At 58.1% G+C, this 24,922-nt stretch carries 28 protein-coding genes and 1 riboswitch; of the genes, 21 read left to right on the top strand and 7 right to left on the bottom strand.

What is annotated here, in order from left to right; translation table 11 throughout:
• Positions 1–149: 149 nt before the first annotated feature.
• The 5 genes from MKFW12EY_RS01285 to cyoE form a co-directional block, all read right to left on the bottom strand.
• Positions 150–995: a restriction endonuclease gene (locus MKFW12EY_RS01285; RefSeq protein ID WP_054761246.1), complete on the bottom strand. Its 846-nt coding sequence runs from the start codon at positions 993–995 to the stop codon at positions 150–152.
• Positions 996–1,118: 123 nt separating this feature from the next.
• Positions 1,119–1,445 (bottom strand): hypothetical protein, encoded by a 327-nt coding sequence (locus tag MKFW12EY_RS01280; protein ID WP_221053873.1) that lies wholly within the window; start codon positions 1,443–1,445, stop codon positions 1,119–1,121.
• A gap of 151 nt (positions 1,446–1,596) precedes the next feature.
• On the bottom strand, positions 1,597–2,829 hold the full coding sequence (locus MKFW12EY_RS01275) for a TIGR03862 family flavoprotein (RefSeq protein ID WP_221053872.1): 1,233 nt from the start codon (positions 2,827–2,829) through the stop codon (positions 1,597–1,599).
• A 43-nt stretch (positions 2,830–2,872) separates the two neighbouring features.
• Positions 2,873–3,871, bottom strand: a complete 999-nt coding sequence (locus MKFW12EY_RS01270; protein WP_221053871.1) for a glycosyl transferase family protein — start codon at positions 3,869–3,871, stop codon at positions 2,873–2,875.
• Entirely contained in the window at positions 3,868–4,758 is an 891-nt protein-coding gene (gene cyoE, locus MKFW12EY_RS01265) for a heme o synthase (protein ID WP_064020176.1), read from the bottom strand. Before cyoE ends, MKFW12EY_RS01270 begins: the two co-directional genes overlap by 4 nt.
• Before the next feature lie 107 nt (positions 4,759–4,865).
• Here cyoE and MKFW12EY_RS01260 point away from each other — a divergent pair, with 107 nt between their 5' ends.
• Genes MKFW12EY_RS01260 through MKFW12EY_RS01240 form a run of 5 tightly spaced genes read left to right on the top strand, consistent with a single transcriptional unit; the run spans position 4,866 to position 8,867 of the window.
• Positions 4,866–6,236, top strand: a complete 1,371-nt coding sequence (locus MKFW12EY_RS01260; RefSeq protein WP_054761245.1) for a M16 family metallopeptidase — start codon at positions 4,866–4,868, stop codon at positions 6,234–6,236.
• Positions 6,226–7,524 (top strand): M16 family metallopeptidase, encoded by a 1,299-nt coding sequence (locus tag MKFW12EY_RS01255; protein ID WP_221053870.1) that lies wholly within the window; start codon positions 6,226–6,228, stop codon positions 7,522–7,524. Before MKFW12EY_RS01260 ends, MKFW12EY_RS01255 begins: the two co-directional genes overlap by 11 nt.
• Positions 7,524–8,108, top strand: a complete 585-nt coding sequence (gene rsmD, locus MKFW12EY_RS01250) for a 16S rRNA (guanine(966)-N(2))-methyltransferase RsmD (RefSeq protein ID WP_221053869.1) — start codon at positions 7,524–7,526, stop codon at positions 8,106–8,108. The genes MKFW12EY_RS01255 and rsmD overlap by 1 nt, the downstream gene beginning before the upstream one ends.
• A 25-nt stretch (positions 8,109–8,133) precedes the next feature.
• The gene (gene coaD, locus MKFW12EY_RS01245) at positions 8,134–8,619 is read left to right on the top strand and encodes a pantetheine-phosphate adenylyltransferase (protein ID WP_054761263.1); all 486 of its coding nucleotides are present in this window, start codon (positions 8,134–8,136) and stop codon (positions 8,617–8,619) included.
• 2 nt (positions 8,620–8,621) lie between these two features.
• Positions 8,622–8,867, top strand: coding sequence for a YfhL family 4Fe-4S dicluster ferredoxin (locus tag MKFW12EY_RS01240; RefSeq protein WP_054761243.1), 246 nt, complete (start codon positions 8,622–8,624; stop codon positions 8,865–8,867).
• Positions 8,868–8,894: 27 nt separating this feature from the next.
• On the opposite strand, the gene MKFW12EY_RS01235 is transcribed toward MKFW12EY_RS01240, so the two are convergent.
• A complete protein-coding gene (locus MKFW12EY_RS01235; RefSeq protein ID WP_054761241.1) occupies positions 8,895–9,341 on the bottom strand; it encodes a GNAT family N-acetyltransferase in 447 nt (148 codons plus the stop codon).
• A 137-nt stretch (positions 9,342–9,478) separates the two neighbouring features.
• Positions 9,479–9,700: riboswitch (cobalamin riboswitch) on the top strand.
• Between the two features lie 119 nt (positions 9,701–9,819).
• Between MKFW12EY_RS01235 and MKFW12EY_RS01230 the strand changes: the two genes are divergently transcribed.
• The 4 genes from MKFW12EY_RS01230 (at position 9,820) to cobD (ending at position 14,224) form a co-directional block, all read left to right on the top strand.
• Positions 9,820–11,643 (top strand): TonB-dependent receptor domain-containing protein, encoded by a 1,824-nt coding sequence (locus tag MKFW12EY_RS01230; protein WP_221053868.1) that lies wholly within the window; start codon positions 9,820–9,822, stop codon positions 11,641–11,643.
• 17 nt (positions 11,644–11,660) lie between these two features.
• Complete coding sequence (locus MKFW12EY_RS01225; RefSeq protein ID WP_054761239.1) at positions 11,661–12,236, top strand: hypothetical protein; 576 nt, start codon at positions 11,661–11,663, stop codon at positions 12,234–12,236.
• 91 nt (positions 12,237–12,327) lie between these two features.
• Positions 12,328–13,245, top strand: coding sequence for an adenosylcobinamide-phosphate synthase CbiB (gene cbiB, locus MKFW12EY_RS01220; RefSeq protein ID WP_054761237.1), 918 nt, complete (start codon positions 12,328–12,330; stop codon positions 13,243–13,245).
• On the top strand, positions 13,238–14,224 hold the full coding sequence (gene cobD / locus MKFW12EY_RS01215; protein ID WP_221053867.1) for a threonine-phosphate decarboxylase CobD: 987 nt from the start codon (positions 13,238–13,240) through the stop codon (positions 14,222–14,224). Before cbiB ends, cobD begins: the two co-directional genes overlap by 8 nt.
• A 196-nt stretch (positions 14,225–14,420) precedes the next feature.
• Here cobD and MKFW12EY_RS01210 read toward each other — a convergent pair whose 3' ends face one another.
• Positions 14,421–15,215 (bottom strand): RMD1 family protein, encoded by a 795-nt coding sequence (locus MKFW12EY_RS01210; protein WP_221053866.1) that lies wholly within the window; start codon positions 15,213–15,215, stop codon positions 14,421–14,423.
• A 107-nt stretch (positions 15,216–15,322) separates the two neighbouring features.
• On the opposite strand from MKFW12EY_RS01210, the gene aroG reads away from it, so the two are divergent.
• From aroG to MKFW12EY_RS01150, 12 genes are all read left to right on the top strand, one after another.
• Complete coding sequence (aroG, locus tag MKFW12EY_RS01205) at positions 15,323–16,402, top strand: 3-deoxy-7-phosphoheptulonate synthase AroG (protein ID WP_054761235.1); 1,080 nt, start codon at positions 15,323–15,325, stop codon at positions 16,400–16,402.
• Between the two features lie 4 nt (positions 16,403–16,406).
• Entirely contained in the window at positions 16,407–17,384 is a 978-nt protein-coding gene (thiS, locus tag MKFW12EY_RS01200; protein ID WP_221053865.1) for a sulfur carrier protein ThiS, read from the top strand.
• 9 nt (positions 17,385–17,393) lie between these two features.
• Positions 17,394–17,612, top strand: a complete 219-nt coding sequence (locus MKFW12EY_RS01195; RefSeq protein WP_054761232.1) for a hypothetical protein — start codon at positions 17,394–17,396, stop codon at positions 17,610–17,612.
• A gap of 144 nt (positions 17,613–17,756) precedes the next feature.
• Positions 17,757–17,957, top strand: coding sequence for a (2Fe-2S)-binding protein (locus MKFW12EY_RS01190; protein WP_054761230.1), 201 nt, complete (start codon positions 17,757–17,759; stop codon positions 17,955–17,957).
• Between the two features lie 5 nt (positions 17,958–17,962).
• Positions 17,963–18,283, top strand: coding sequence for a hypothetical protein (locus MKFW12EY_RS01185; protein ID WP_054761228.1), 321 nt, complete (start codon positions 17,963–17,965; stop codon positions 18,281–18,283).
• A 93-nt stretch (positions 18,284–18,376) separates the two neighbouring features.
• Positions 18,377–19,036, top strand: coding sequence for a response regulator (locus MKFW12EY_RS01180; RefSeq protein ID WP_054761226.1), 660 nt, complete (start codon positions 18,377–18,379; stop codon positions 19,034–19,036).
• Positions 19,036–20,439, top strand: a complete 1,404-nt coding sequence (locus tag MKFW12EY_RS01175) for an ATP-binding protein (protein WP_221053864.1) — start codon at positions 19,036–19,038, stop codon at positions 20,437–20,439. The genes MKFW12EY_RS01180 and MKFW12EY_RS01175 overlap by 1 nt, the downstream gene beginning before the upstream one ends.
• Before the next feature lie 122 nt (positions 20,440–20,561).
• A complete protein-coding gene (locus MKFW12EY_RS01170) occupies positions 20,562–21,782 on the top strand; it encodes a sialidase family protein (RefSeq protein WP_221053863.1) in 1,221 nt (406 codons plus the stop codon).
• On the top strand, positions 21,779–22,183 hold the full coding sequence (locus tag MKFW12EY_RS01165) for a copper resistance CopC family protein (RefSeq protein WP_231914826.1): 405 nt from the start codon (positions 21,779–21,781) through the stop codon (positions 22,181–22,183). The genes MKFW12EY_RS01170 and MKFW12EY_RS01165 overlap by 4 nt, the downstream gene beginning before the upstream one ends.
• Positions 22,184–22,195: 12 nt before the next feature.
• Entirely contained in the window at positions 22,196–22,849 is a 654-nt protein-coding gene (locus MKFW12EY_RS01160) for an LPXTG cell wall anchor domain-containing protein (protein ID WP_054761222.1), read from the top strand.
• Positions 22,850–22,854: 5 nt separating this feature from the next.
• Positions 22,855–23,973 carry a HupE/UreJ family protein gene (locus MKFW12EY_RS01155; RefSeq protein WP_054761220.1) on the top strand — a complete coding sequence of 373 codons (1,119 nt, stop codon included), beginning with the start codon at positions 22,855–22,857 and terminating at the stop codon, positions 23,971–23,973.
• A gap of 139 nt (positions 23,974–24,112) precedes the next feature.
• On the top strand, positions 24,113–24,901 hold the full coding sequence (locus tag MKFW12EY_RS01150; RefSeq protein WP_221053862.1) for an energy transducer TonB: 789 nt from the start codon (positions 24,113–24,115) through the stop codon (positions 24,899–24,901).
• Positions 24,902–24,922 lie beyond the last annotated feature (21 nt).

Here is a 24,922-nt window from a genome sequence, read left to right as displayed (position 1 = left end):
ACCGTCTAATCTATTTCGCAAATTTTTGGCTTAACGGATTATTGGCTTTCTTAAATAGGTGTATTTTTTGGTGGCAGGTATTAGCGCAGCGTAATTGGAGGAACGAAATTAAGATTCGTACGATTACGCTTTGCCAATCCCTATGCGAGCTACTTGAAGTTGTCAAAAAAGTCAGGAACCAAGTCATAAACGACTTTTGGCTTCAAACCAAGTTGATATTTTTCAAATAACGAAACCAACCTTTCACCGTCAATTAATTCAATTGGTGGCACACCATCTCTAACTGCTTCTTTTTTTGCTTCAGAGGTAAAACGACCGGTAGTAATTATAATTCCTTTGTCTGCACGACCTTGCATTGTGCCCCTGAAGTCACGTACATGATGCGGAACCACAGAGTCCTTGTACCTTTTGCATTGAAAAATAATTGTGAACCCAACAACTTCATTTACTTTTATAACGCCCGTACCATCAATTCCTTGATCTCCGGAGCCACCAGTTATTTGAACGTCGTGAATTCCAACTTCAGATAATAACCTTTTGCATATTTTTTCAAAGCCAGCAGGTGAAAGATTTTTTAAAATGCTGAGAAGAGCCTCACCATGAGCTTCGTCAGCAACAATTTCTTCTTCAGCCTCCTCTACTGGCACCGACTCTTGTTTCTTTGGCTCTTCTACAAAGCTTCCCTGAACTTTTTTGAACAAAGCATAAACCGATTCTTCGGTTATTTCAGTTTCATAGCCTTTTTCTGTAAGTTTCCAAACACCGCGTTGCGATGAGTCCATTAGGTCTGCTTTGACAAGATACATTCTTGCCCATTGAATTTGATTTCTTACGCGAGATGCACCAGAAGAAATTGTTTCCTCAACTACGGAGTCGGGAATTTTCATGTAAGAAATTACTTGATCAATTACGTCAGCAGTTGCTCCCGAGCCACCAATATTCCGTAGAACCTCTACAAGAGGTCTAACATAATTCAAGAAATGTGGGCCTTTCATTCATGCCTCAGTGGTGATTTATTGATTTTGTAACGCTGGAGTTAAGCGGCGCCGCGTAGCGGCGTCCGCTTGAACGACTTGTTAGGCGCCCCCTATTTAATCCCAGCTTTTGTTTTACGTGGTTTAACTGCGATAGCCAGACAGCGCAGCCCTAGCTACCGCAGCAATGCTTTGCTCAGTAATGGCTTTGCGCTTGCAATAGTTTGATTGAAGCCAATCAGCCAGAACCTTTTGCCCCTTGCTTGCGTTACATGAAATGCAACAACGAGCAATGTTTTCAATTGTCACAATTTTGGCATCATTGATAATGTGCTCCCAAGAAGGACGCATGCCTCTTGATGAATTTGGCACATTAAAATCAATACCACAGTAAATACAGAACTTATCCCTTTCACAGACAGCTTTCTCTAACCAATCCGGGATGTTCCATCGATTCATCTTTAAACTCATGCCAGCCTAACTAGGAATTAGATAGTTTCTGCACATCTACCGCGAATCCTGCTTCCCCTCAATAAATTAGCGGACCACAAGGGGTTTTCCCTTTCTGTATATCATCCCAGCAATCGATAACCTGTTGGTTAGTAAAGACTCCATATACCCGTCACGATCTCAACCACCCGACCGCACCCAACCCCGCCGTCCGCCCACTAGCCAAACAAGCCGTCAGCAAATAGCCCCCGGTCGGCGCTTCCCAGTCCAGCATTTCGCCGGCGCAGAAGGTGCCGGGCAGTTTACGCAGCATCAGGTTTTGGTCCAGTTCGGCGAACTCGACGCCGCCGGCGCTGCTGATGGCTTCTGCGATGGGGCGCGGGCGATGCAAGACGATGGGCAGGGCTTTGAGTGCGGCGGCCAGTTTGGCCGGGTCGCTGAGTTCGGCGGCGGGCAGGGTTTCGCGCAGCAGCAGAGTTTTGACACCGTCGATGGCTAGCCGTTTGCGCAGGTGGTTGCTCAGGCTGTCCTTGCCGCGCGGTTTGGCCAGACGTTCGGCGATGTTTTCCGGGCTGCGGTCCGGCAGCAAGTCCAGCCATAGCGTTGTCGCACCGGTCGTTTCGATGGCATCGCGCAATGGCGCGGACAGGGCGTAGATCAAGCCGCCTTCCAGGCCGTAATCGGCGACGGTCAGTTCGCCTTGCTGGCTGAACGTTTCGCCTTGGTTATTGCGGAATGTCGCGACCACCGATTTGAGCGGTTGGCCGGCGCAGCGTTGGCGGAACACGTCGCTCCACTTGGTTTCGAAGCCGCAATTGGCCGGGCGTAGCGGCGATAAGCCGATGCCGCGCTCGGCCAGAATTTCGGTCCAGCCCCCGGTCGAACCCAGTTGCGGCCAACTGCCACCGCCCAACGCCAGCAGCGTCGCCTCGGCCTGGACATGGCGCTCGCCGTCCGGCGTGGCGAAGCGCAACCCGCCGTCGGCCCAGCCCAGCCAGCGGTGGCGCATCCGAAATTGCACGCCGTTGCTTCGTAAGCGATGCAGCCAGGCGCGCAGTAACGGCGCCGCCTTCATTTCGGTCGGGAATACCCGGCCGGAGCTGCCGACGAAGGTATCGATGCCAAGCTCTTTGACCCAAGCCCGCAAATCGTCCGGCGTAAAGGCGTGCAGCATCGGTTCCAGTTCGGCACGGCGCGCGCCGTAGCGGGATAAGAATACATCGAAGGCTTCGGCGTGGGTGATGTTCATACCGCCTTTGCCGGCCATCAGGAATTTGCGGCCGGCCGACGGCATGGCGTCGTATACGGTGGCGGCGATACCGGCCTGGCTGATGACTTCGGCAGCCATCAGGCCGGCCGGGCCGGCGCCGACGATGGCGACCTTTGCTGCGGGGCCGGCGGGCATGCTGAGTTTCGAGATACGCGCGGGGCGTAGGGTTGAGTAGGGCTTAAAACCGGTTGCGGTCGCGTCCGGCCCAGAACCGGGCGGCCAGAGCTTCGGCTTGCGCCTGGTCGTCGGCTTTGCCCAGCAGTTTCAAAGCAATCGCGGCTGTGCCGATCACGGCGGCTTGGCCGAATTCGTCGTCCAGCTCGCCGCGCCAGACCTGGGCTAGCAGTTGCGGCTCCAGTTCTTCGGCTTTCATGTGGCGGCGTTCGAACAAAGCCGGCCAGATTTCGTCGCTGAGTTCGCCGTCGTGTACGCTTTGCACCAGGCATTCTACGTCCGGGTTGCGTTCGGTTTCGCCGCCTTCGCCTTTCAATACCGCCATGTGTTTTTGATCGAGCAACAACGCGGCTTTCTGGTGCACCTGGCGGTAGCTGGGATGGAAAATGCCCTGGATGCTGGCGGTAGCATCGAACGGATTCAATAATCTGACCAGGGTATGCACCGGCGAGCGCAAGCCCATCACCGGCCGCAGATTGATCATGTCGTACAGTTTCGGGCAGATGTGTTCCAGCGACAGGTAGCTGAAATTGGTGCGTTCGATCTGTTGGCCGGCTTCGGCAATTGACTGGGCGGCGTCGATACCCAGCGCCCGCAGCACGTTTTCGGTGTAGAGCCGGCCTTGGGTATGGCCGCCGGCGCCGTGCATGAAGACTTTGATGCCGTTTTCCGCCAGCAGCAAGGTCGACAGCAAAAACCACGGCAGATGGCGGCGCTTACCGGCATAGGACGACCAGTCCAAGTCCACCGCGACGTTGTTATCGAAGGCAAAACTTTCCCGCGCCGCCGCGACGAAACCGGCCAATTCCTCGCAGGTTTCTTCCTTGACCCGCATCAGCATCAGAAACGCGCCGAGCTGGATCGGTTCGACTTGGCAGTCGGCCAGGATCATTTTCATGGCCCGGTAGGCTTCGTCCTGCGTCAGCGGCCGGGCGCCTTTCTTGCCTTTGCCTAGGATTTTGATGAATTCGGCGAACGGATGTTCTGCGGTAGTTAGCGTCATGAGAGGGACAGCGGGAAGTAATGGTCGATGAGCAAGGCGGCAAAGATCAGCATCAAATAAACGATGGAATAGCCGAAAGTGCGCATCGCGGTTTTATTGTCCTTTTTGCGCATCATTTGGATCGCGTAATAAATAAAGCCCAGGCCCAGCAGAAACGCGGTGACCAGGTAAATCAGGCCGCTCATGCCGGTCAGATACGGCAGCAGCGTCGAAATCAACAGCAGAATGGTGTAGAGCAGAATCTGCAGCCGGGTGAATTCGACGCCGTGGGTCACCGGCAGCATCGGAATCGCCACCTTGGCGTATTCGTCGCGTTTCGCAATCGCCAGCGCCCAGAAGTGCGGCGGGGTCCAGACGAAGATGATCAGAAACAGCAGCAAGGCGTGCGGATGCACTTCGCCGGTGATCGCGGCCCAACCCAATACCGGCGGTGCCGCGCCGGCCGCGCCGCCGATTACGATGTTTTGCGGCGTCGCCCGCTTCAGGTAAACCGTGTAGATCAAGGCATAGCCGATCAGCGACAAAAAGGTCAGAAAAGCCGTCAGTAGATTGACTTTGATGGTCAGGATCGCCATTGCGATAAAGCCGATCACGCTGGCGAACACCAAGACCTGGCGCGGCTGCAAATGCCCGGTCGGCAGCGGCCGGTTGCGGGTGCGGGCCATTTCGGCGTCGGCCTTCTGGTCCAGAAAATGGTTGATCGCCGCCGCCGAAGACGCCGCCAGGCCGATGCCGACCGTGCCGTACAGGAAATTGGCCAACGGCGGCATACCGGGAACCGCCAACAACATGCCGACGATGGCGGTAAACACGATCAACGCAACGACTCTGGGCTTGCAGAGCTCGTAGTAGTCTTTCCAGGAAAGCGGGGCGGTGGTGTCTGGCATCGAGTAGCAGTTGGATTGGAACGCGTTCAAACATATAGAATAACAGTGAACCAATGATTATTAAAACAATCACAGGCGCTCACCGTCTTTTAGTCAACGAGGGATTTATGAAACACAGGCTTGCAGCGCTGACGCTGCTTTGTCCGGTCGTGCTGGCGCACGCCGAAGACAGTAAGGTGTACGAACATGTTTTCGCTAACGGCTTGAAACTACTGGTAAAGGAAGACCATCGCTCGCCGGTGGTGGTATCCCAGGTTTGGTATAAAGTCGGCTCCAGCTACGAGCCGGGCGGCATTACCGGCATCTCGCACATGCTGGAACACATGATGTTCAAAGGCACCGAAAAATATCCGGCCGGCGAGTTTTCCCGCATCATCGCCGAGAACGGCGGCAACGAAAACGCCTTTACCGGCCAGGATTACACGGCCTATTTCCAGACCCTAGAAAAGTCGCGACTGGAGATCAGCTTCAAGCTGGAAAGCGACCGGATGCGTAACCTGAATCTGAAAGCCGACGAGTTGAAGAAAGAGCTGGAAGTGGTGACCGAAGAGCGGCGGATGCGCACCGACGACCAGCCGCGAGCCAAAGTCCACGAGCAATTCATGGCGGCGGCGTTTACCAACAGCCCGTACCAGAACCCAGTGATCGGCTGGCCGTCCGACATCGCCAATTACCAAATCGAAGACCTGCAAGCCTGGTACCAAAAGTGGTATGCGCCGAATAACGCCACCCTGGTCGTGGTCGGGGACGTCGACGCCAAACAGGTCGAGAAATTGGCCGAACAATATTTCGCACCGCTGCAACCCAGCACGATCAAGCCGGTCAAGCCGCAGGCCGAAAGCGAACAGCGCGGCGTGCGCCGGATCACGGTCAAGGCGCCGGCCAAATTGCCCTACCTGATGATGGGCTACAAAGTGCCGGTGTTGAACTCCGCCAAGCCGGAATGGGAAGCTTACGCCTTGGAAGTGCTGGCCGGCGTGCTGGACGGCGGCGACAGCGCCCGCTTGCCGTCGCGCTTGGTGCGCGGCAAACAGATCGCGGTGTCGGCCGGTGCCGGTTACGACCTGACTTCGCGCCTGCCCGAGTTGTTCCTGTTGGAAGGCACGCCCGCCGACGGCAAAACCGTGTTCGATTTGGAATACGCCCTACTCGACGAGGTGTACCAGTTGAAAAACGAGCTGATCGACAAGGACGAGTTGCAGCGGATCAAGGCCCAGGTACTGGCCAGCTCGGTCTACCAGAAAGATTCCAACTTCTACCAAGCCATGCAGTTGGGTACGCTGGAAACGGTCGGTTTGGGCTGGCAACGCGCCGACGAATACGTCGCCAAAATCAATCAGGTCACTGCGGAACAAGTACGCGAAGTCGCGCGCAAATACCTGATCGAAGACACGCTGACGGTGGCCTACCTGGACCCGCAACCGATCACCGAAGCCGCCAAACCGAAAAAACTGACAGGAGTTCACCATGCGTTTTAATTTAATCGGCCTGTTGTTGCTGGCATTCAGCCAATTGGCCTGGCCGGCGGCCAAAATCGAACATTGGCAAACCGCGCAGGGCAGCCGGGTTTACTACGTGCGCACCGCCGGCTTGCCGATGGCGGACGTGCGGGTGGTGTTCGATGCCGGCAGCGCGCGCGATGACAGCCAATTCGGCGTCGCCGCGCTGACTTCGGCCTTGTTGGACAGCGGCGCCGGCGATTGGAGCGCAGACGACATCGCCCAGCGTTTCGAATCGGTCGGCGCCCAATATTCGGCCGGCGTCAGCGAAGATATGGCTTGGTTGTCGGTCCGCACCTTGACCGAGCAGGCTTTGTTCGACAAGGCCTTGGCAACCTTCGAAACCGTGTTGAGCCGGCCGGCGTTTCGCGAAGACGACTTCCAACGCGAAAAAGCCAGAACCCTGGCCGGTTTGAAACACCGGGAAGAATCGCCCGGCGAATTGGCCAGCATCGCCTTCGGCAAAGCGCTATACGGCGAACATCCTTATGCGCATCCGGAAACCGGCATCGTCCAGACCGTCGCCGGCTTCACGGCTGACGATCTGAAGGCGTTCTACCAAAAGTATTACGTCGCCGCCAACGCCATCGTCGTCATCGTCGGCGACGTCAGCCGCGAGCAGGCCGAACGCACCGCAAACCAATTGCTCGGCAAACTGCCGGTCGGCAGCAAGCCGGCGGAAATTCCGCCGGTGACGATGCCGAGCCAGACTACGACCCAGCATATCGAATTTCCATCCAGCCAAACCCACGTGCTGGTCGGCTTGCCCGGCACCTACCGCAAGGACCCGGATTATTTTGCCTTGTACGTCGGCAACCACATCCTCGGCGGCGGCAGCATGGTGTCGCGCTTGTTCGAGGAAGTCCGGGAAAAGCGCGGCTTGGCCTACGGCGCTTATAGCGTGTTCGCGCCGCTGTATCGGCAGGGCCCGTTCATGATGAGCCTGCAGACCCGTAACGACCAAACCGAGCAAGCGCTCGGCGTGTTGCGCAAAACTTTTGCCGAATTTTTGGAAAAAGGCCCGACCGACAAGGAGTTGACGGCGGCGAAACAAAACATCACCGGCGGCTTTGCCATGCGTTTCGATACCAACAGCAAGCTCAGCGATTACGTGGCGATGATCGGCTTTTACCAACAGCCTCTGGATTATTTGGACACCTTCCAAAGCAAGGTCGAAGCGGTCACGGTCGAGCAGATCAAGGACGCGTTCAAACGCCGGGTCAAACCGGAATTGCTGCAAACCGTCACGGTAGGGCAAAAATCCTGATGGCTAACCAAATCCGCATCATCGGCGGCGAATGGCGCAGCCGGCAAATCGTTTTCGACGATGCGCCGGGACTGCGGCCGACCCCGTCGCGGGTGCGGGAGACGCTGTTCAATTGGTTGCAGGCCGATATTTACGGCAGCCGCTGCCTGGATTTGTTTGCCGGCAGCGGCGCGTTAGGGTTCGAAGCCGCTTCGCGCGGCGCCAAATTGGTGGTGCAGGTCGAGGATAGCGCCGGCAATTGCAAACGCTTGCGCGAGAATATCGCCCGCTTGGCGGCCGGCCAGATTCAGGTGGTGCAGCAAGACGCCGCCGCCTATCTGGCCGGACCGGCCCAGGCATTCGATCTGGTATTCCTGGACCCGCCGTTCGGCCAAGGTTTGTTGGAGTCCGCTTGCCGCTTGCTGGAAAGCCAAGGCTGGCTGAAGGATTACGCAAAAATTTATCTGGAAAGCGAAAAAAACTGGCAAACGGCGGATTTGCCGGCAAACTGGGGCTTATTGAAGGAAAAGGTGGCCGGCGAAGTCTGTTATCGGCTACTGCAAAGGCAGCCCGCTGCTTTTAATTCGGCGAATGGTTTAGAATGAGTCCCTTTTGCCGTTTGCCAAGCCAATGAATATCACCGCAATCTATCCCGGTACCTTCGATCCGATTACCAACGGGCATCTGGATTTGATTCACCGCGCCTCCCGGCTTTATCCGCATGTAATCGTCGCAGTTGCCGTCAGCCGGGGTAAAAAGCCGCTGTTTTCGTTGGACGAGCGGGTGGCGCTGATTCGCGATGTGGTCACCGAATTCAGCAATGTCAGCGTGATCGGTTTCGACACGCTGTTGGTGGATTGCGCTCGCCAACACCTGGCCAGCGTCATCATCCGCGGCTTGCGCGCGGTATCGGATTTCGAATACGAATTTCAATTGGCCGGTATGAACCGGCGTTTGTGTCCGGACATCGAGACCGTGTTTCTGACCCCGGCCGAACAATACGAATTCATCTCGTCGAGCATGATTCGCGAAATCGCCCAATTGCACGGCGATGTTTCCAGTTTCGTGCCCGACCTGGTCAAACAACGTTTAACCGAAAAATTTTCCGAGGAGTAATTATGGCGCTTATCATCAGCGACGACTGTATCAACTGCGATGTCTGCGAGCCGGAATGCCCGAACGGCGCGATTTCCCAGGGCGACGAGATTTATGTGATCAACCCGTCCTTATGCACCGAATGCGTCGGCCACCACGACAAGCCGCAATGCATGGAAGTCTGTCCGGTGGACTGCATCGACAAGGATCCGGACCATGCCGAAGACAAGGACTCGTTGTACCGCAAGTATCTGAAACTGACCGCTTGATCTTGCCTTAGCCGATGCGGCGCGGCCTTACGGCAACAGCCGCCGCATCGGCCGCATCGGCGACAACTCGAAGCCGTGGCGCCGGTAAAAACGTTGCCCGGCGCTGTTGTCGGCATCGGTTAGCAGCGTGATCCGCCGGCAGCCCCGTTGTTGGGCGAACTCGACCGCATGCTGCAACAATGCCGAGCCGACCGCCTCACCGCGAAAGCCGGAATCCACCACCATATCCTCCAGCCAGGCCACCGGCGCACCCAGCGCCGTCGATACGCTGAACAGCAGATTGGCCATGCCCAGAATTTCGCCGTCGCGGCGCGCCACGAAAATCCGGCCCAATTGCGGATCGGCGATGATTCGGCTCAAGCCGCGGCGTTGCGCGGTTTCGTCCGCGACAAATTCGGCTTCCTGTTCGAACAATTGCGCCAACAGGCGGCACAGGGCCGGAATGTCGGCCTCGGTAGCGGTAACGACTTGCATGTCCGGTCTCCTACCTGCTGCGATAAATTGAACCAGTCTAACCCAAGCCGCCGCACCGCGTTAATTTCGGCCTATCGTTGGTTCGGATAGAACTTGGCAGGCGGCTTGCCTTGCCTGACCCTTCTCGATCCACTACAATCCCCGACCTTCTTTCAGGTGTTGGTACCGAAATCTCGGCCAAACTTAAACAGGAAGTCGGTGCGGCAAATTTCGTTTTGCCCATGCCGACGCTGCCCCCGCAACGGTAGATAAGTAAAGAACCGCGTTTTTGCCACTGTGCGTTTCGCATGGGAAGGTGCGCGGTTTAGGCCCTCAAGCCGCTTATGAGCCCGGAGACTGGCCCGGAAGATCATTCGAGACAGCGGAGGGCTGTTACGGAATGGTCAGAGCCCGCGCCCAGCCCGTTCTCCGCCTATTCTCTCGCCGATTTCTCCTCTGTCATTTTTTACCCGGATGCGCGGTGGGCGCAGAGGACGTTATGCAAAACAAAATTATCATGGCTTTGCCGCTGGCCGGCATCGGCGCGTTTCTACCCGGCTTTGCCGCCGAGCAGGCCGCCAATTTACCCGAAACCGTCGTGACGGCGACGCGCTCGGACAGCAACCAAAACGAACTGGCGACCGCGACGACGATTTATACCCGGCAGGATATCGAACGTTTGCAAGTCAGAACTCTGCCCGAGCTGTTGAAAGGGTCGACCGGTATCGACATGGTGCAAAGCGGCGGTTACGGCAAGGACACCAACGTTTACATGCGCGGCACCAATGCCGACCACGTACTGGTGTTGGTCGACGGCATCAAGGTCGGTTCGGTTACCACCGGCACGACGCCGTTTCAATTTATTCCGGTCGACCAGGTCGAACGGGTCGAGATCATTCGCGGGCCGCAATCCAGTTTGTACGGCTCGGAAGCCATCGGCGGCGTGATTCAGATTTTTACCCGTAAAGGCGGCAATAGCGCGCGGCCAAATATTGCGCTGGAAGCCGGCGGCGGTTCTTACGATAGCTACCAGGGCTCCGCGGCAATCAACGGCAAATGGGGGCGGGCCTGGTACAGCCTGGGCGCTTCGCAGTTCGGCAGCCAGGGGATCAATGCCCAGAGCGGTACCACGGTAGCCAACGGCTTCAACCCGGATCGCGACGGCTACAACAATACCGGCTTGAATGCCAAGGCCGGCTATCGCTTCGATAACGGCGCCGAGCTCGAGGCATTCTTTTTGCGCGCCGAGGGCGAAACCGAAATCGATAACGCCACCAGCAGCACGACGCTGTTCATCAATCAAACGGTGGGCGCATCGGCCAGCGCCGACCTCAACGACGTCTGGCGTTCGACTTTGCGGGTCGGCCAGAGTCTGGACGAGGCCGACCAGTTCCGCCATTCCGGCGCATTCGCCACTAACTTCGATACCACGCGCTGGAACGCAAGCTGGTTGAACCAGCTCAATCTGCACAAGACCCAGCAATTGACGCTGGGGGCGGACTACCGGCTGGACCAAGTCGAAAGCACGACGCGTTATGCGGAAAATTCGCGCTACGATGCCGGCGGTTTTATCGAATTGCACAGCCGTTGGTTCGAGCGGCATTTCACCAATGCCTCGTTGCGTTGGGACGAAAACCAGGCCTTCGGCAGCAGTCTGACCGGAAACTTCGGTTGGCGTTTCAATTGGGACCACGGCTTGAGCGCGTTCGCCAGCTTCGGCAACGCCTTCAAGGCCCCGACCTTCAACCAGTTGTATTTTCCGGGCTTCGGCAATCCGCATCTGCAAGCCGAACAGTCGACCAATTTCGAAGGCGGCTTGGCCGGCAACCATGGTTGGATGCAATGGGAAATTCGCGCTTACCATAGCAACATCGACCAGCTGATCGTATTCAGCGGCCGGCCGTTGACGGCGCAAAACATCGGCAAGGCGCAGATCGACGGCATCGAGGCGGAAATCTCCGGCGACTTACTCGGTTGGCATAACAAGTTGAGTATGAATTTGCTGACGCCAAAAGACCGGGCCAACAATTTGCGCTTGCCGCGGCGCGCCACCCAGACCTTGTCGTACGACGTTTCGCGCAGTTTCGCAGCGTTCGATGTCGGTGCTGCGGTGCTGGCTCAGGGCGAACGTTTCGACAATACGGCCAATACGGTCCGCTTGGGCGCATTCATGACGATCGATGTTCGCGCCGCTTACCATGTCGATAAACATTGGATGTTCAGCGCCAAACTCAATAATATGCTCGACCAGCAATACCAAACCCTCAGCACTTACAACAATTTCGGTAGAAATTTCTTTTTCTCTATCCATTACAATTACTGACTTTTTCGGAGACTACTATGAACTCGAATCGATTTTTGGCCGTGAAACCCGGCGCCGTGGCGTTGATGGCGTTGATGGCCGCGACCCGTTTTCACCATTTCGGTACTCCGTTTGCGCTGCCCGACGCATCGCTGGCGGTGTTCTTCTGCGCCGGCCTGTGGTTGGGCGGCCGCTACTTGTTCGCACTGCTGCTGTTGGAAGCCGGTTTGATCGACTATTTGGCGATTACCAAGCTGGGCGTCAGCGATTTTTGCGTCTCCAACGCCTACGGCTTTTTGATCGGCTCTTATGCGGCGATGTGGTTGGGCGGCCGTTGGTGCCGCAAATTCACGACGCTGACCGCGGTGTCGGCCGCACAGCAATTCGCCGCATTGTGGGCCGCCGCCACAGTAGCGTTTTTGATCTCCAACGGTAGCTTTTACTGGCTGTCCGGCCGTTATCCCGAGCCGTCGTTCGGCCAATATCTGGAGCGGGCGGCGATGTACTATCTGCCGCACTTATCGTCAACCTTGATTTACGGCGTAGTCATTTTCGGCTTGGTTAAAGCCGGCAAAGCCATGCTCGCCTCTAAAGCCGCGCGGCACGCGGCTTAAATCGATCCGGGGCGGCTTGGCCCGCCCCGTTCCCTTCCCGATAGCCAGTGCGCCGGATTGGCGTTGCCGGCTCCCGTGTTTGCATTGTTGAATGGCGTTGTTCTCGATTGTGCTACTGGCCGTCGCCTTGGATTATGTTTTGGGCGAGCCGGGCAATACTTACCATCCGCTAGCCGCCTTCGGCCGTTGGGCTGCTTGGCTGGAGCAGCGCCTGCTCATACCCGAGCAGACCCCGGCACGGCAAAAGATTGCCGGCGTTTGCGCATTGCTGTTGGCTTTGCTGCCTTGCGCCGCAGCGTTGCCGCTATTGCTGCTTACCGAAGCATGGCAAACCTTGTTCGGCATCATATTGCTGTATTTCTGCATCGCTCCGCGCAGCCTGCAACAGCATGCCGAAGCGGTGCGGACGGCATTGGCGGCGGGGGATCTGGAGCTGGCTCGGTCCCGAGTGGCCTACATGGTTAGCCGCGAAACTGCCGATTTGGATGCAGCCGGCGTCAGGCGGGCGGCGATCGAATCGGTATTGGAGAACGGCGCCGATGCGGTGTTTGCGCCGATTTTCTGGTTCATCGTTGCAGGTCCTTGCGGCGCATTGCTCTACCGTTTCAGCAATACTCTCGATGCGATGTGGGGTTACCGTAACCGCCGCTACCAATATTTCGGCTGGGCCGCGGCTCGGTTGGACGATGTCCTGAACTGGGCTCCGGCCCGGTTAACGGCGTTCGGCTATGCCTTGCTGGGCCGCACCGGCCCGGCGTTACTGGCCTGGAAGGAGCAAGCCGCCTTGCTGGAAAGTCCAAATGCCGGCCCGGTCATGGCGGCGGGCGGCGCGGCGCTGAATCTGCGCTTAGGCGGCCCCGCGGTCTACCGCGGCCAGTTGAAAGCCAAGCCCTGGTTCGGCGGCGAGCAGACTGCGGAGAACGGCGACATCGCCCGCGCCGGCGGCCTGGTCTATCGCGTACTGGGCCTGTGGTTGATTCTGATCGCGATCGGAGGCGGGTTTGCTTGAGCATGGCGGCCGTTTGCGGCAGGCGGCGAACCGTTACGGCATTCCATTGCCGCAATGGCTGGACCTCTCGACCGGCGTCAATCCGAACGGCTGGCCGGTGCCGGCAGTGCCCGCCGAGTGTTGGCAGCGCTTGCCGGAAGACGACGACGCATTAATGCCGGCAGCACAGGCTTACTATCGGAATGCCTCGATACTGGCGGTGGCCGGTTCCCAAGCGGCGATTCAAACTCTGCCGCAGTTGCGTCGCCAGTCGCGGGTTGGCGTACTGGCTCCGGCCTACGCCGAGCACGCCGCAAATTGGCGCCACGCCGGCCATCACTTGATCGAATTGGCAGCACAAGCCGAGGCTGTCGAGCAGGCGCTGGACAATTTGGACGTTTTGATCGTTGTCAATCCGAATAACCCGACCGGCAGGCTGTGGGAGCCGGACCGCTTATTGAGTTGGCATCGCCATTTGCACCGGCGCGGCGGCTGGTTGATTGTCGACGAAGCCTTCATCGACACTATGCCGGAATACAGTTTGTCGGCGTTGCCGGTACGTCCGGGGCTGGTTGTGTTGCGTTCTATCGGCAAGTTTTTCGGCTTGGCCGGGATCCGCTGTGGATTTGCCATCGCCGAAGCCAGGCTGCTGGCGCGGCTGGCAGAAGCCCTAGGGCCTTGGCCGATCAGCTACCCCAGCCGCTACGTGGCCGCAGCGGCGTTGGCGGATAGCGGCTGGCAGCAGAAAAATACTCTCGAGCTGAAGCAACAGGGCCGACGCTTGCGGCAGTTGCTGGATGCCGCCGGTTTTACGCCGGCCGGCGGCTGCGATTTGTTTCAGTGGGTAGCCAATGCAAATGCAGCATCGTTGCACGATGCATTGGCCAGGCAAGGGATTCTAACCCGTTTGTTCGATTCCCCATCCAGCTTACGCTTCGGCTTGCCTGGGGGCGAAGCCGGCTGGTTGCGTTTGGCTGCGGAGTTGGGCAGGCTAAGCTGATGGTGCGTTCCGAGTTGGCAGTCGCGCCGATGCCGCTCAAGTTTGTTTTGTCGCCCAGTTTGCGGTCGAGTTCGAAGAGCAGGTGCCGAGGGTCTGGCAAGTTGTAAAAAGATGTTGGAAACGGGATGGGCAGTTTGTTGTTGATCAGGCTGGCATTGAAGAAAGCGATGATCACAAGCGCTATACCTGAAACTAATCAAAACACCTTATCCAAAATCGACATTACGATTTCCACCGCTATCAGCCAGATGATGATCCATTCCAAAGTCGACGAATGCTGGTGTTTTTGTTCGTCGGCCAGCATTTCCAGCAGTTCGTGGATTGTCTCCAGCTTTTTTGACAATACGTCGGTGCGCGGCTGAATCTCCAGATAATTCGCCGCCATCGAATAAATGCCTTGGTATTCCGGATGTTCCCAGAAAAATTCCGGCGTATCTAGCAGGTCGTAGTTGAGGATGATGTCGCTCTTGGTCAGAAACAATTTGCCGCGGATCTTGGCCATGGCTTTGCGATTCAGTTTGATCTTGCCGTCTCGGGCCAGCGATTGCGGCAAATGGGCGGTGGCGCGGATGGTGTCGATGGCGTGACCTTCGTAAGACGCTAACTTGATCGACTGCGCCATCGCATGCGACAAGGCCAGCAGCACTTTAACGTCCGCCGACTGCAATTCGATATGGTCGTGCTGGAAGCGGTCCTGCTCGCAACCGACTTCGTAACTGAAATTGTCCTCTTGCGGCTCCTCGTCCGGCTTGATCGCATAATCCAGCAACAACTCCTGCAGGCTGCGCCGGTCGTCCAGATTCAGGTTCCAGCATACCATCACGCCGTAAGCGAACACGATTGCGTAGCCGGTTTTGTAATCGACGATCAATGTATTGCGGAACAACTGGGCGCGGGTGGTTTCCAGCAGTTTTTCCCGTAGCGCCGAAAAACGGAACGATTGCGCCAAACAAACCGTCAAGCAGCGTTTAATGGCTCTTTCTTCTGTCATAGTTGGAATTCTCGGGTCGGATCGAGCTTAGTTTGCAACATCCTGCCGGCAAAATGGTTAAAATAACCGTTTAAATTCACCTACAGAAAAGCTCATTGCTAAGCGTCATGTCTACCAACTATAACACCGATGATTTGAGAATTTGCGAAACCAAGGACGTGGTGGCGCCGATTCAGGTTCATGAAGAAATTCCGATGACGGAATTCGCGGCAGCCAATATTCTGAAAACGCGGGCGGCAATTCATAACATTCTGACGGGTGAAGACGACAGGCTGCTGGTCATCATCGGGCCCTGCTCGATCCACGATCCACAGGCCGCAGTCGAATACGCACAACGTTTGAAACGGGAAATGGATGCACTGCAAAACGATTTGGTCATCGTCATGCGGGTTTATTTCGAAAAACCGCGTACCACGGTCGGCTGGAAAGGCTTGATCAACGACCCCGATCTGAATGCCAGTTTCAACATCAACAAGGGCTTGCGCCTGGCGCGCCAGGTATTGCTGGACGTCAATAATCTGGGCGTACCGGCTGCAACCGAATACCTGGACTTGATCACGCCGCAATACGTGTCCGACCTGATTTCCTGGGGCGCGATCGGCGCCCGCACCACCGAGAGCCAGGTGCACCGCGAATTGGCATCCGGTTTGTCCTGCCCGGTCGGCTTCAAAAACGCGACCGACGGCGGCATCAAAATCGCGATCGATGCCATCAATGCGGCGATGAGCCCGCACCACTTTCTGTCTTTGACCAAGGAAGGCCGCTCGGCGATTTTCTCTACCCGCGGCAACGAGGATGCCCACATCATTCTGCGCGGCGGCAACAATCGGCCGAATTACGACGAAGTCAGCGTCGAGCAGGTCGCGGAAGGTTTGGTCGCGGCGGGATTGCGGCCGAATATCATGATCGACTTCAGCCACGCCAACAGCTCGAAAAAATACGAACGGCAAATGTTGGTGGGCCAAGATGTGGCCGACCAAATCCGCGGCGGCGACAAACGCATTATCGGCGCGATGGTGGAAAGCCATCTGGTCGGCGGCCGCCAGGACGTCGAAGAAGGCAAGCCGCTGGTTTACGGTCAGAGCATCACCGATGCCTGCCTATGCTGGGAGGACAGCGCCGAATTGTTACATCATCTGGCCGGTGCCGTGCAACGCCGCCGCACCGCCCATACACACAAGGTTTGAATCCATGAAAATACTGGTTAACGGCGATAGCCGGGAAATCGGCGAAAACGCTACCGTTGCCGACCTGATTGCCGAGCTGGGCTTGGCCGGCAAACGTATCGCGGTCGAATTGAACAAAGAAATTCTGCCCTTTACCCAACACGCAACCCAGCGGCTGCAAGCCGACGACCGGCTGGAGATCGTCCAAGCCATCGGCGGCGGCCAGGACGATTTTTTCACGCTGGCCGGCAAACAATACCGCTCGCGTTTATTGGTCGGCACCGGCAAATACAAGGATTTGGAAGAAACCCGGCTAGCGACCGAAGCCAGCGGCGCCGAAATCGTCACCGTGGCGATCCGCCGCACCAACATCGGTCAGAATCCCGGCGAACCCAACTTACTGGATGTCATTTCGCCGGACAAATACACGATCCTACCCAACACCGCCGGCTGTTACACCGCCGACGACGCGGTACGCACCTGCCGGCTGGCGCGCGAGTTGCTGGGCGGCCATAAACTGGTCAAGCTGGAAGTGTTGGCCGACCAATTAACCTTGTTCCCCGACGTTGCCGAAACCTACGTTGCCGCCGAATTGCTGGTCAAGGACGGTTTCGACGTGATGGTCTACACCAACGACGACCCGATTGCCGCCAAGCGGCTGGAAGACATCGGTTGCGTCGCCGTGATGCCGTTGGCCGCACCCATCGGCTCCGGCTTGGGTATCCGTAACCCCTACAACATTCTGACCATCGTCGAAAACGCCAAGGTGCCGATTTTGGTCGATGCCGGCGTCGGTACGGCTTCCGATGCGGCAATCGCGATGGAACTGGGCTGCGACGGCGTATTGATGAACACCGCGATTGCCGCTGCGAAAAACCCGGTGTTGATGGCCTCGGCCATGAAAAAAGGCATCGAAGCCGGCCGCGAAGCTTTCCTGGCCGGACGCATGCCGCGCAAACGTTTTGCCTCGGCGTCTTCGCCAATTGACGGGTTGTTTTTGTAGCGCCGGCTGGTGTTCGAAGCAGCATCGATCATTCTGGATCTATTGATCTCGCTGATCGAGTTTGTCGGGTTATGCCTGAAATTCATCTTAAGGAAAGCGGGCTTTTCCGAACAGAGAGCGTCGAAGCTGGTGAATGCTTTGGCTTGGTTGCTACTGGCATTTTTCCTGTTGAGCTTGGCCGCTCTGCTGATTAAGAAATTCTTGGCGATTAAAGCCGGCTTGGTTTAGACGTAAGGTCTTGAAAGTAGGCAGAGTTGGCCCGCTGAGTCGGTCCAACCATGCAATACCAAGCATATCCGGGTTTGCTTCTTTATCCGATAGGCCAACTCGACATACTGCCTGGAGCGACTACCGTAATCGACATAATTCCCCATGAATGCTACAAAACCTGATACCGACAACGACTTAATCTGCTACTGCAGCGGCACCACCTCGCAGCAAATCAAACGACTGCTCGACGACGGCATTACCGACCCGGAGCGCATCTCCCGCATCACCGGCGCCGCGTCCGGTTGCGGCGGCTGCGAGTACGAATTTCAACAATTGATCGCCGAACATAACCAAGCAGCCTGATAGCGATGGCCTGCTGCGACGACCCTACCGAACCGAAAAAACTCGACCGCCGGGAACTGATTCGTTTGCAGGAGCAATACGGCGAGTTGGTGCGCGACCTGTTCACCGAAGACCCCGAACGGGTCATTTTGAAATTACTGAACGGCACCAGTCCTTATCTGACCGAATTGGCTGCGCTGAACGCACACCATGCCTCGGTCCGGCTGCACGCCATCGCGTTGTTGGAGAATGCCAGCGTCGCCGTGCTGCAACAAATCGTCGCCAAACAACCCGGCAGCGAATTCGCCGCCGCAGCCCAAGCCCGCTTGGCTCAGTTGCAACGCTAAGCCCGTCCTCTCTTCCCGATACCGGCCGCACGATTGCCGGTAAATTCCTTGCTACAATGCCGCGCAATTAAATCCGGCACAGGTGGATGAATCATGCGATTGTTGTTGGTAGAAGACGATGCCATTTTAGGCGACGGCCTGAAGGCCGGCTTGACGTTGGAAGGTTACGCAGTGGATTGGCTGACCGACGGCGCTCAGGCCGACGAGGCATTGAAACTGAACCATTACGATCTGATCGTATTGGATCTTAACCTGCCGCGGATGGACGGCATGACGGTTTTGAAAAACCTGCGCCGGCGGAAGGACAGCACGCCGGTACTGGTGTTGACCGCCCGCGACGGCGTTGCCGAACGGGTGGCTTTGCTGGATAGCGGCGCCGACGATTTCGTCGCCAAGCCGTTCGACTTGGCCGAGATTTGCGCCCGCTTGCGCGCGCTGGCCCGCCGCCACGAGGGCCACAGCCTGCCGCTGCTGGAGCACAAAGGCGTCACCGTCGATCCGGCCGCGCACCAGGTGTTTTACCACGGCCAGCCGGTCGATCTGGCGCAAAAGGAATTCGAGGTGCTCAGTTATCTGATCAGCCACGTCGGCCAGGTGATTTCCCGCGCCCGTCTGGAAGAAGCGCTATACGCTTGGGGTTCCGAGGTGGAAAGTAACGCGGTCGAAGTGCATATCCATCATTTGCGGAAAAAACTCGACACCAACTTGATTCGGACCATCCGCGGCGTCGGTTACATCATCGACGACAACTGATGGCCAAGCGTCTGCGGCTGGCGCCGCGTTCGTTGAAAAAGCAGTTGTTGCTGTCGCTGCTGTCTTCTCTAGTGCTGGTCTGGGGCGTCACCGCTTACGTCAATTACCGGCAGACCCGCGACGAAATCGCCGAGCTGTTCAATGCAGAATTGGCGCAATCGGCACGGGTGGTGCACGCCTTCGTCGAAAACATGCTGCGTCAGCGGGCGTTGACCAAGCTGTGGGAGCGCGAGAAAACCCCGGAGTTGTTCGATACCCCGATTCTCGGCCACAAATACGAACGCAAAATTGCCTTCCAGTTACGCTCGGTCAAGGACGGCGTGATCCTGCGTTCGGAAAGCGCACCCGAATTTGCATTGTCGCTGGTCCGTAACGGCTACAGCGAAACGGCAATCAACGAACAGCTCTGGCACGTATTCAGCCTGAGCAGCGAAAACGGCGAGTATGTGATCCACGTCGGCCAACGCGACGACATCCGCCGGCAACTGGTGGAGAGCATCGCCGGCCAGCAAATCGTCGGATTCCTGATTGCATTGCCGATCTTAGGCGCGGTGATCTGGTGGATCGTCAGCCGCACGCTGTCGCCGGTCAACCGCTTGCGGGGGGAATTGGCCAGCCGCGAGGCCGGCTACCTGCAGCCGTTGTCGGAACAGAGCTTACCGGACGAGATTCGGCCGGTGGTGCAGCAAATCAACAGCCTGTTCGCCATGCTGGAGCAAGCCTTCGCCAACGAACGCAATTTTACCTCCGACGCCTCGCACGAATTGCGCACGCCGTTGGCGGGCCTGCACACCCAATTGCAGGTGGCGCAAAAAACCGTCGACCCCGCCATGCGCGCCCAGGCTATCGCCAAGGCACAGCAGGCGGTAGTCCGAATGACGCATCTGGTGCAACAACTGTTAACCTTGTCGCGAGTGCAACACCAGGCCGGGATTGCGATGCAGCGGGTCGACGCCTACCAGGCCATGGCCGATACCATTGCCGATCTGGACCATCTGGCGCACGCCAAACGCATCGACCTGGAATTGCAGGGCGAAGCGGGCCTGGCGGTCGAAGCGAATCCGCAATTGCTGCAAATCTTATTGCGCAACCTGCTGGATAACGCCGTCAAATACACGCCGGAAGGCGGTTTGGTGCGGGCAAGTTGCCGCCGCGAAGATGGTTGGGTTTGCCTTACGGTAGACGACGACGGGCCGGGTGTGGCCGATAGCGAATACGAACGCCTGAGCCAGCGTTTTTACCGATGCATAGAAACCGCGAACACCGCCGAGGGCAGCGGTTTGGGTTTATCGATTGCCCAGCGCATCGTCGCCTTGCACGGCGCCGAGATCGGCTTCGCCAAATCGGCGCTGGGCGGCTTGCAAGCCCGGCTGCGTTTGGTTGCAGCGGATGGGCCGACTTAGCGCGGTCGCGGCGGCGTTGGCGGAAACACGTTCGCACGCGCCCGAAAACAGCGCGTTGCCGATTCTGCTTTCGCTTGCAATGTGGTGTAATCGGCGGTTTTCGATCAACGAGTTATAAAGCCATGTCGAATTCGCCGGCCGCTTTTTGTTGGATGCCGTTATTGGCCGTTGCGGTATTGTCCGGTTGCGGCGAGCCGCTCGAACTTGGGCCGGCCGCCGCAAAGCCGCTGGCTGCGGCGGCATCCGTACCTGTCGATCTGCAAGGCTTGCATTTGCAAAGCGTCGCCAGTTTCGATGTTTACCTGGACCGGAATACGGTGCACGCCGCGTTCGTCGCCACGGCCGCCGATACTAAAACACTCTATACCGCGTACGTGTATTCCGAGGACGGCGGCAGGCATTGGTCGTCGCCGCAAGCCATCGCGCCGGCCGCCGGCCGCCCCATCGAATCCAAAGCCGGCAACGACATCCAAATCGCCGCCAGCGGCGAAAAACTGCTGGCGGTTTGGCAAGCCACCGGCGAACTGCCGGGCATGGGGCCGCTGGCCAGCGCGTATTCCACCGACGGCGGGCAAACCTGGACGGCCGGCGCCAAACCGACCGGCAGCGACGCCGACCAATCCCATCCCGATTTGCTGGCCGACGCCGACGGCCGCTTCCACGCCGTCTGGCTGGACGACCGGGACGAAAACGGCTACCAAGGGCTGCGTTACGCCCGCTCCAGCGACGCGGGACAACATTGGGAGTTGGCGCAAACCATAGACGACACCAGTTGTTCCTGTTGCTGGAACCGTTTGGCGACGGGGGCTGGCGGCAGCATCAATACGCTGTACCGGGACATGGTGCCGCGCGACATGGCTTTGGCGCAGTCGGCCGACGCCGGCGCGAGTTGGCATCGGGCCAGTACGGTCGGCGCTTTCGGTTGGCAGTTCGACGGTTGCCCGCATAACGGCGGCGGTTTGGCGCTGGCCGGCGACGGATCGCTGCACAGCGTGGTCTGGACCGGCGCGGAAAACCGGGTTGGGTTGTATCATATGCAGTCCGGCGATAACGGCGCCAGTTGGACGCCGCCGCAACGCTTGGGCGAAGGCCCGGCGTTCCATGCCGATATCGCCGCCGGCGCCGGCCGGCTGGTGGCGGTGTGGGATGCGTTGGGGCCGGAGGGTTCGCGGGTCTATATCAGCGAATCGGCCGATAACGGCCGGAACTGGTTACCGGCTAGACAATTAGCGCCCGCCTCGGCATCCTTTCCGCGCATCGTCGCCACGCCGAACGGTTTTTTAGCGATGTGGCTGGAACAGTCCCCGACCGGCAAACAATGGTCTGCAGCAGTTTTACAATGATTTTACGCATTCAAGAGGTGGTCATGCCCAAGTTAGACATAACAACAATAATAAAACCCGGCTTGCTGGCGCTTGCGCTGTTGAGTCCGCTACCGGCCTTTGCCCACGCGATTCTGGTGAAGTCGCAACCGGCCAAGGACGAGACGCTGACCGAGTCGCCGAAACAAATCGATTTGTGGTTCAACGACGCGGTGCGTAGCGAGTACAAGGCGCTGGCCGTAATCGACAGCACCGGCAAGCGGGTCGACAACCACGACGTCGAGCAAAGCCTGACCAACGGCGCCAATATCCACGCCACCGTGCCGACGCTGGCGCCCGGCGTCTATACCGTGCGTTACCGCGTGGTGTCCGAAGATACCCATATCGTCACCGGCAAATTCGAATTCACCATCAAACCTTAACCGGCTATCCTCATGACAAATCTCAGATTTCCCGCATTTTGGTTGTCGGCGCTGCTCTGCGCCGTGTTACTGAGCGGTTGCGACAAACTGGGTTTCGGCGCCAAACAATCCAATGCCTTGGGCAACCGACCGGACCTGGACTGCATCATCGCCAACGATTTTTACGCCGTCCACTTCAGCGCTTATCTGCAGCCTGACAAGAACGACAAAACCGCCGACGCCAAAGCCGCTTTCGTGCCGTTTTGCCAGCAAATCCCGCGCGCCGGCAAAATGTTTTTCACCGCCGATTTGATCGACCGCGACATCCGCAGTACACCGATCGGCATTCGCTTGGTGGAAGTCGAGAAAACCGGGCAGAAAGCGCCGGACGACATTCGCGAAATTCGCACCGTGACCGAAATCCCGGCCAAGCTGTATCCGAAAGGCGCCGTCGAAGCCCAGGCCGATGTCGATAAAACCGGCGATTACGTGTTGTACCTGCTGATCGGCGATGCGATAGAGGAAGACGATAAATTCCGCGTCGCACTGGAAGTCGGCGTGGCGCCGGGCGGTTCGCAGACGCCGTGGTTGGCGATCGGCGGCGTCGCTACCGCGATCGCACTGGTGGCGACCTTTCTGATCTTTTTGATCCGCCGCCGACGTAAAGCCGCCGCAGAACAGGAATAAAGCCGATGGCTAAAATCAGGCAAATGCCGGCCTTAGCCGGCATCAGGGTTTGGCTGGCGTTAGCTTTGGCGTTGCTTTCCGGCGTCGCTGCGGCACACGCACCGGGGCTGAGCTCGATCGAACTGGCGTTGCAAGCCGACCGCGTCGTCGCCAAAATGACCTTCGCCTTGCAGGACATCGAAGCCTTCTCGCCGATGGATACCGACCTGGATGCCGAGGTCAGCGCCGCCGAACGCGAGGCGGCTAAGCCCGCAGTAGCAAAACTGTTGGCCGAGCAGACCCGCGTCAATATTGACGGCGTCGATGTGCAGCCGACCGAACCGGGAATCGTGAATTACGACGACCAAAACAATGCCCATGTCGAATTCAGTTACCAGCCGACGCCTAAACGGCAATTTTCGGTGCAATCCAAGTTTTTGGCCTGGCTGCAGGACGGCCACCAACAGCATTTGACCGTGCGCGACGCCGCCGGCAACCAGGTTGCCGAGAAAATGCTGCGCCGCGACGACGACCAATTGCAAGCGAACGTCGGCGAAGCCGGTGGAGCGGAGGCTGGCTCAGACCACACCAGTTCGACTTTTTCGGACTTTTTCGAGCTGGGCGTCGAACATATCCTGACCGGTTACGACCACCTGCTGTTTCTGTTCGCGCTGCTGGCGGTGACCCACAGCTTCTGGCCGGCGATCAAAATCGTCACTTTTTTCACGATAGCCCATTCCATCACGCTGGCCTGCGCCGGTTTGAATCTGGTCGATTTGCCGAGCAGTTTCGTCGAACCGTTCATTGCCGCGACGATTGTGTATGTCGCCGTCGAAAACCTGGTGCGCGGCGAGCACCCGAAAGGCCGGCAATGGCTGACCTTCGGATTCGGTTTGATCCACGGCTTCGGCTTCGCCAGCGTGTTGCGCGAGCTGGATATCAGCTCCGGCGATAGCGGCATTTTGCTGCCGTTGCTGTCGTTCAATCTCGGCATCGAAGCCGGCCAAATCGCGGTCGCGTCTATCGTATTGCCGCTGATTTGGTGGCTGAACAACAAGCCTTACGCCGACAAGTTTTTAAAGGGCTGCTCGGCGCTGGTTTGCCTGGTGGGCGCATACTGGTTTATCGAGCGCACGCTGTTGTAATACGCCGCGGCGACGGCGCAAGAATCGCCCGGTCCGGCCCCGGCATCGATGCGGCAATTGGCCGCAGGCTGCGTGACTGGCTAATTCTTTGCGTTTATCGGACAATTTTTGAAATTCTCTTAAGTCAAACAGCAGTTGCGTGCTAACTCCCAGAGCTGACCAAAACGGATTTGTTATTGCTCGAAACCCGCCGGCGCCGTTCGCCGCCAAAGGTCTGCGGAGCGAGTCCGCGCCCGCCGCCGGTGACTACCACAAGGAGCGTTCGTCTAACCTTTCGGTTTTGGCGGCGATCCTGTCGGCCGTGGCCGCGATGCATTTTTTCGGCGTCCGCTGCTTGTTCTGCCCCAGTATGGCCCAGGCGGTCGCGCAACCGATAGCGATGCAAGTTTCCACCATCAAGATCCGGGCGGCGCAGACGGCGCCGGCCCGGCCAGCGCCGCCGCAAGCGGCCAAACCGGCCAAGAAAAAGCCGCAACCCAAGCCCAAACTGAAAACCATCGTCCCCCAAGCGCCGGCCTCCGATTTTTCGGCGTTCGATCAGGTCCTGGATCAGGCCCCGAAAACCGAAAATCCCATCAGCCGGCCCGAGCTTGCCCCGGATGCCGCCGCCGGCGGCGAACGTCCGGCGTTCACCGAGGCCTACTTGAGCGCGGCTTATCAACACAACCCGAAACCCGAATATCCGAGCATTGCCCGCAGCCGGGGCTGGCAGGGCAAGGTCTTGCTGCGGGTGCAGGTGGACGCCGAGGGCCGCGCCGAAGCCGTCGCGCTGGAGCAAAGTTGCGGCCACGACATGCTCGACGAGTCGGCGCTGGAGGCCGTCAAACAATGGCGATTCGTGCCGGCCAAGCGCGACGACATCGCCGTCGCCAGCTCGGTATTGGTGCCGATCATTTTCTCGCTGCAAGACGATCCGCCGCTTTCCTGACGGCGCCCCGCTGCATTCCAT

Source organism: Methylomonas koyamae, from assembly GCF_019669905.1.
Lineage (GTDB): Bacteria > Pseudomonadota > Gammaproteobacteria > Methylococcales > Methylomonadaceae > Methylomonas > Methylomonas koyamae.
This window is presented reverse-complemented; position numbering and strand designations above follow the sequence as displayed.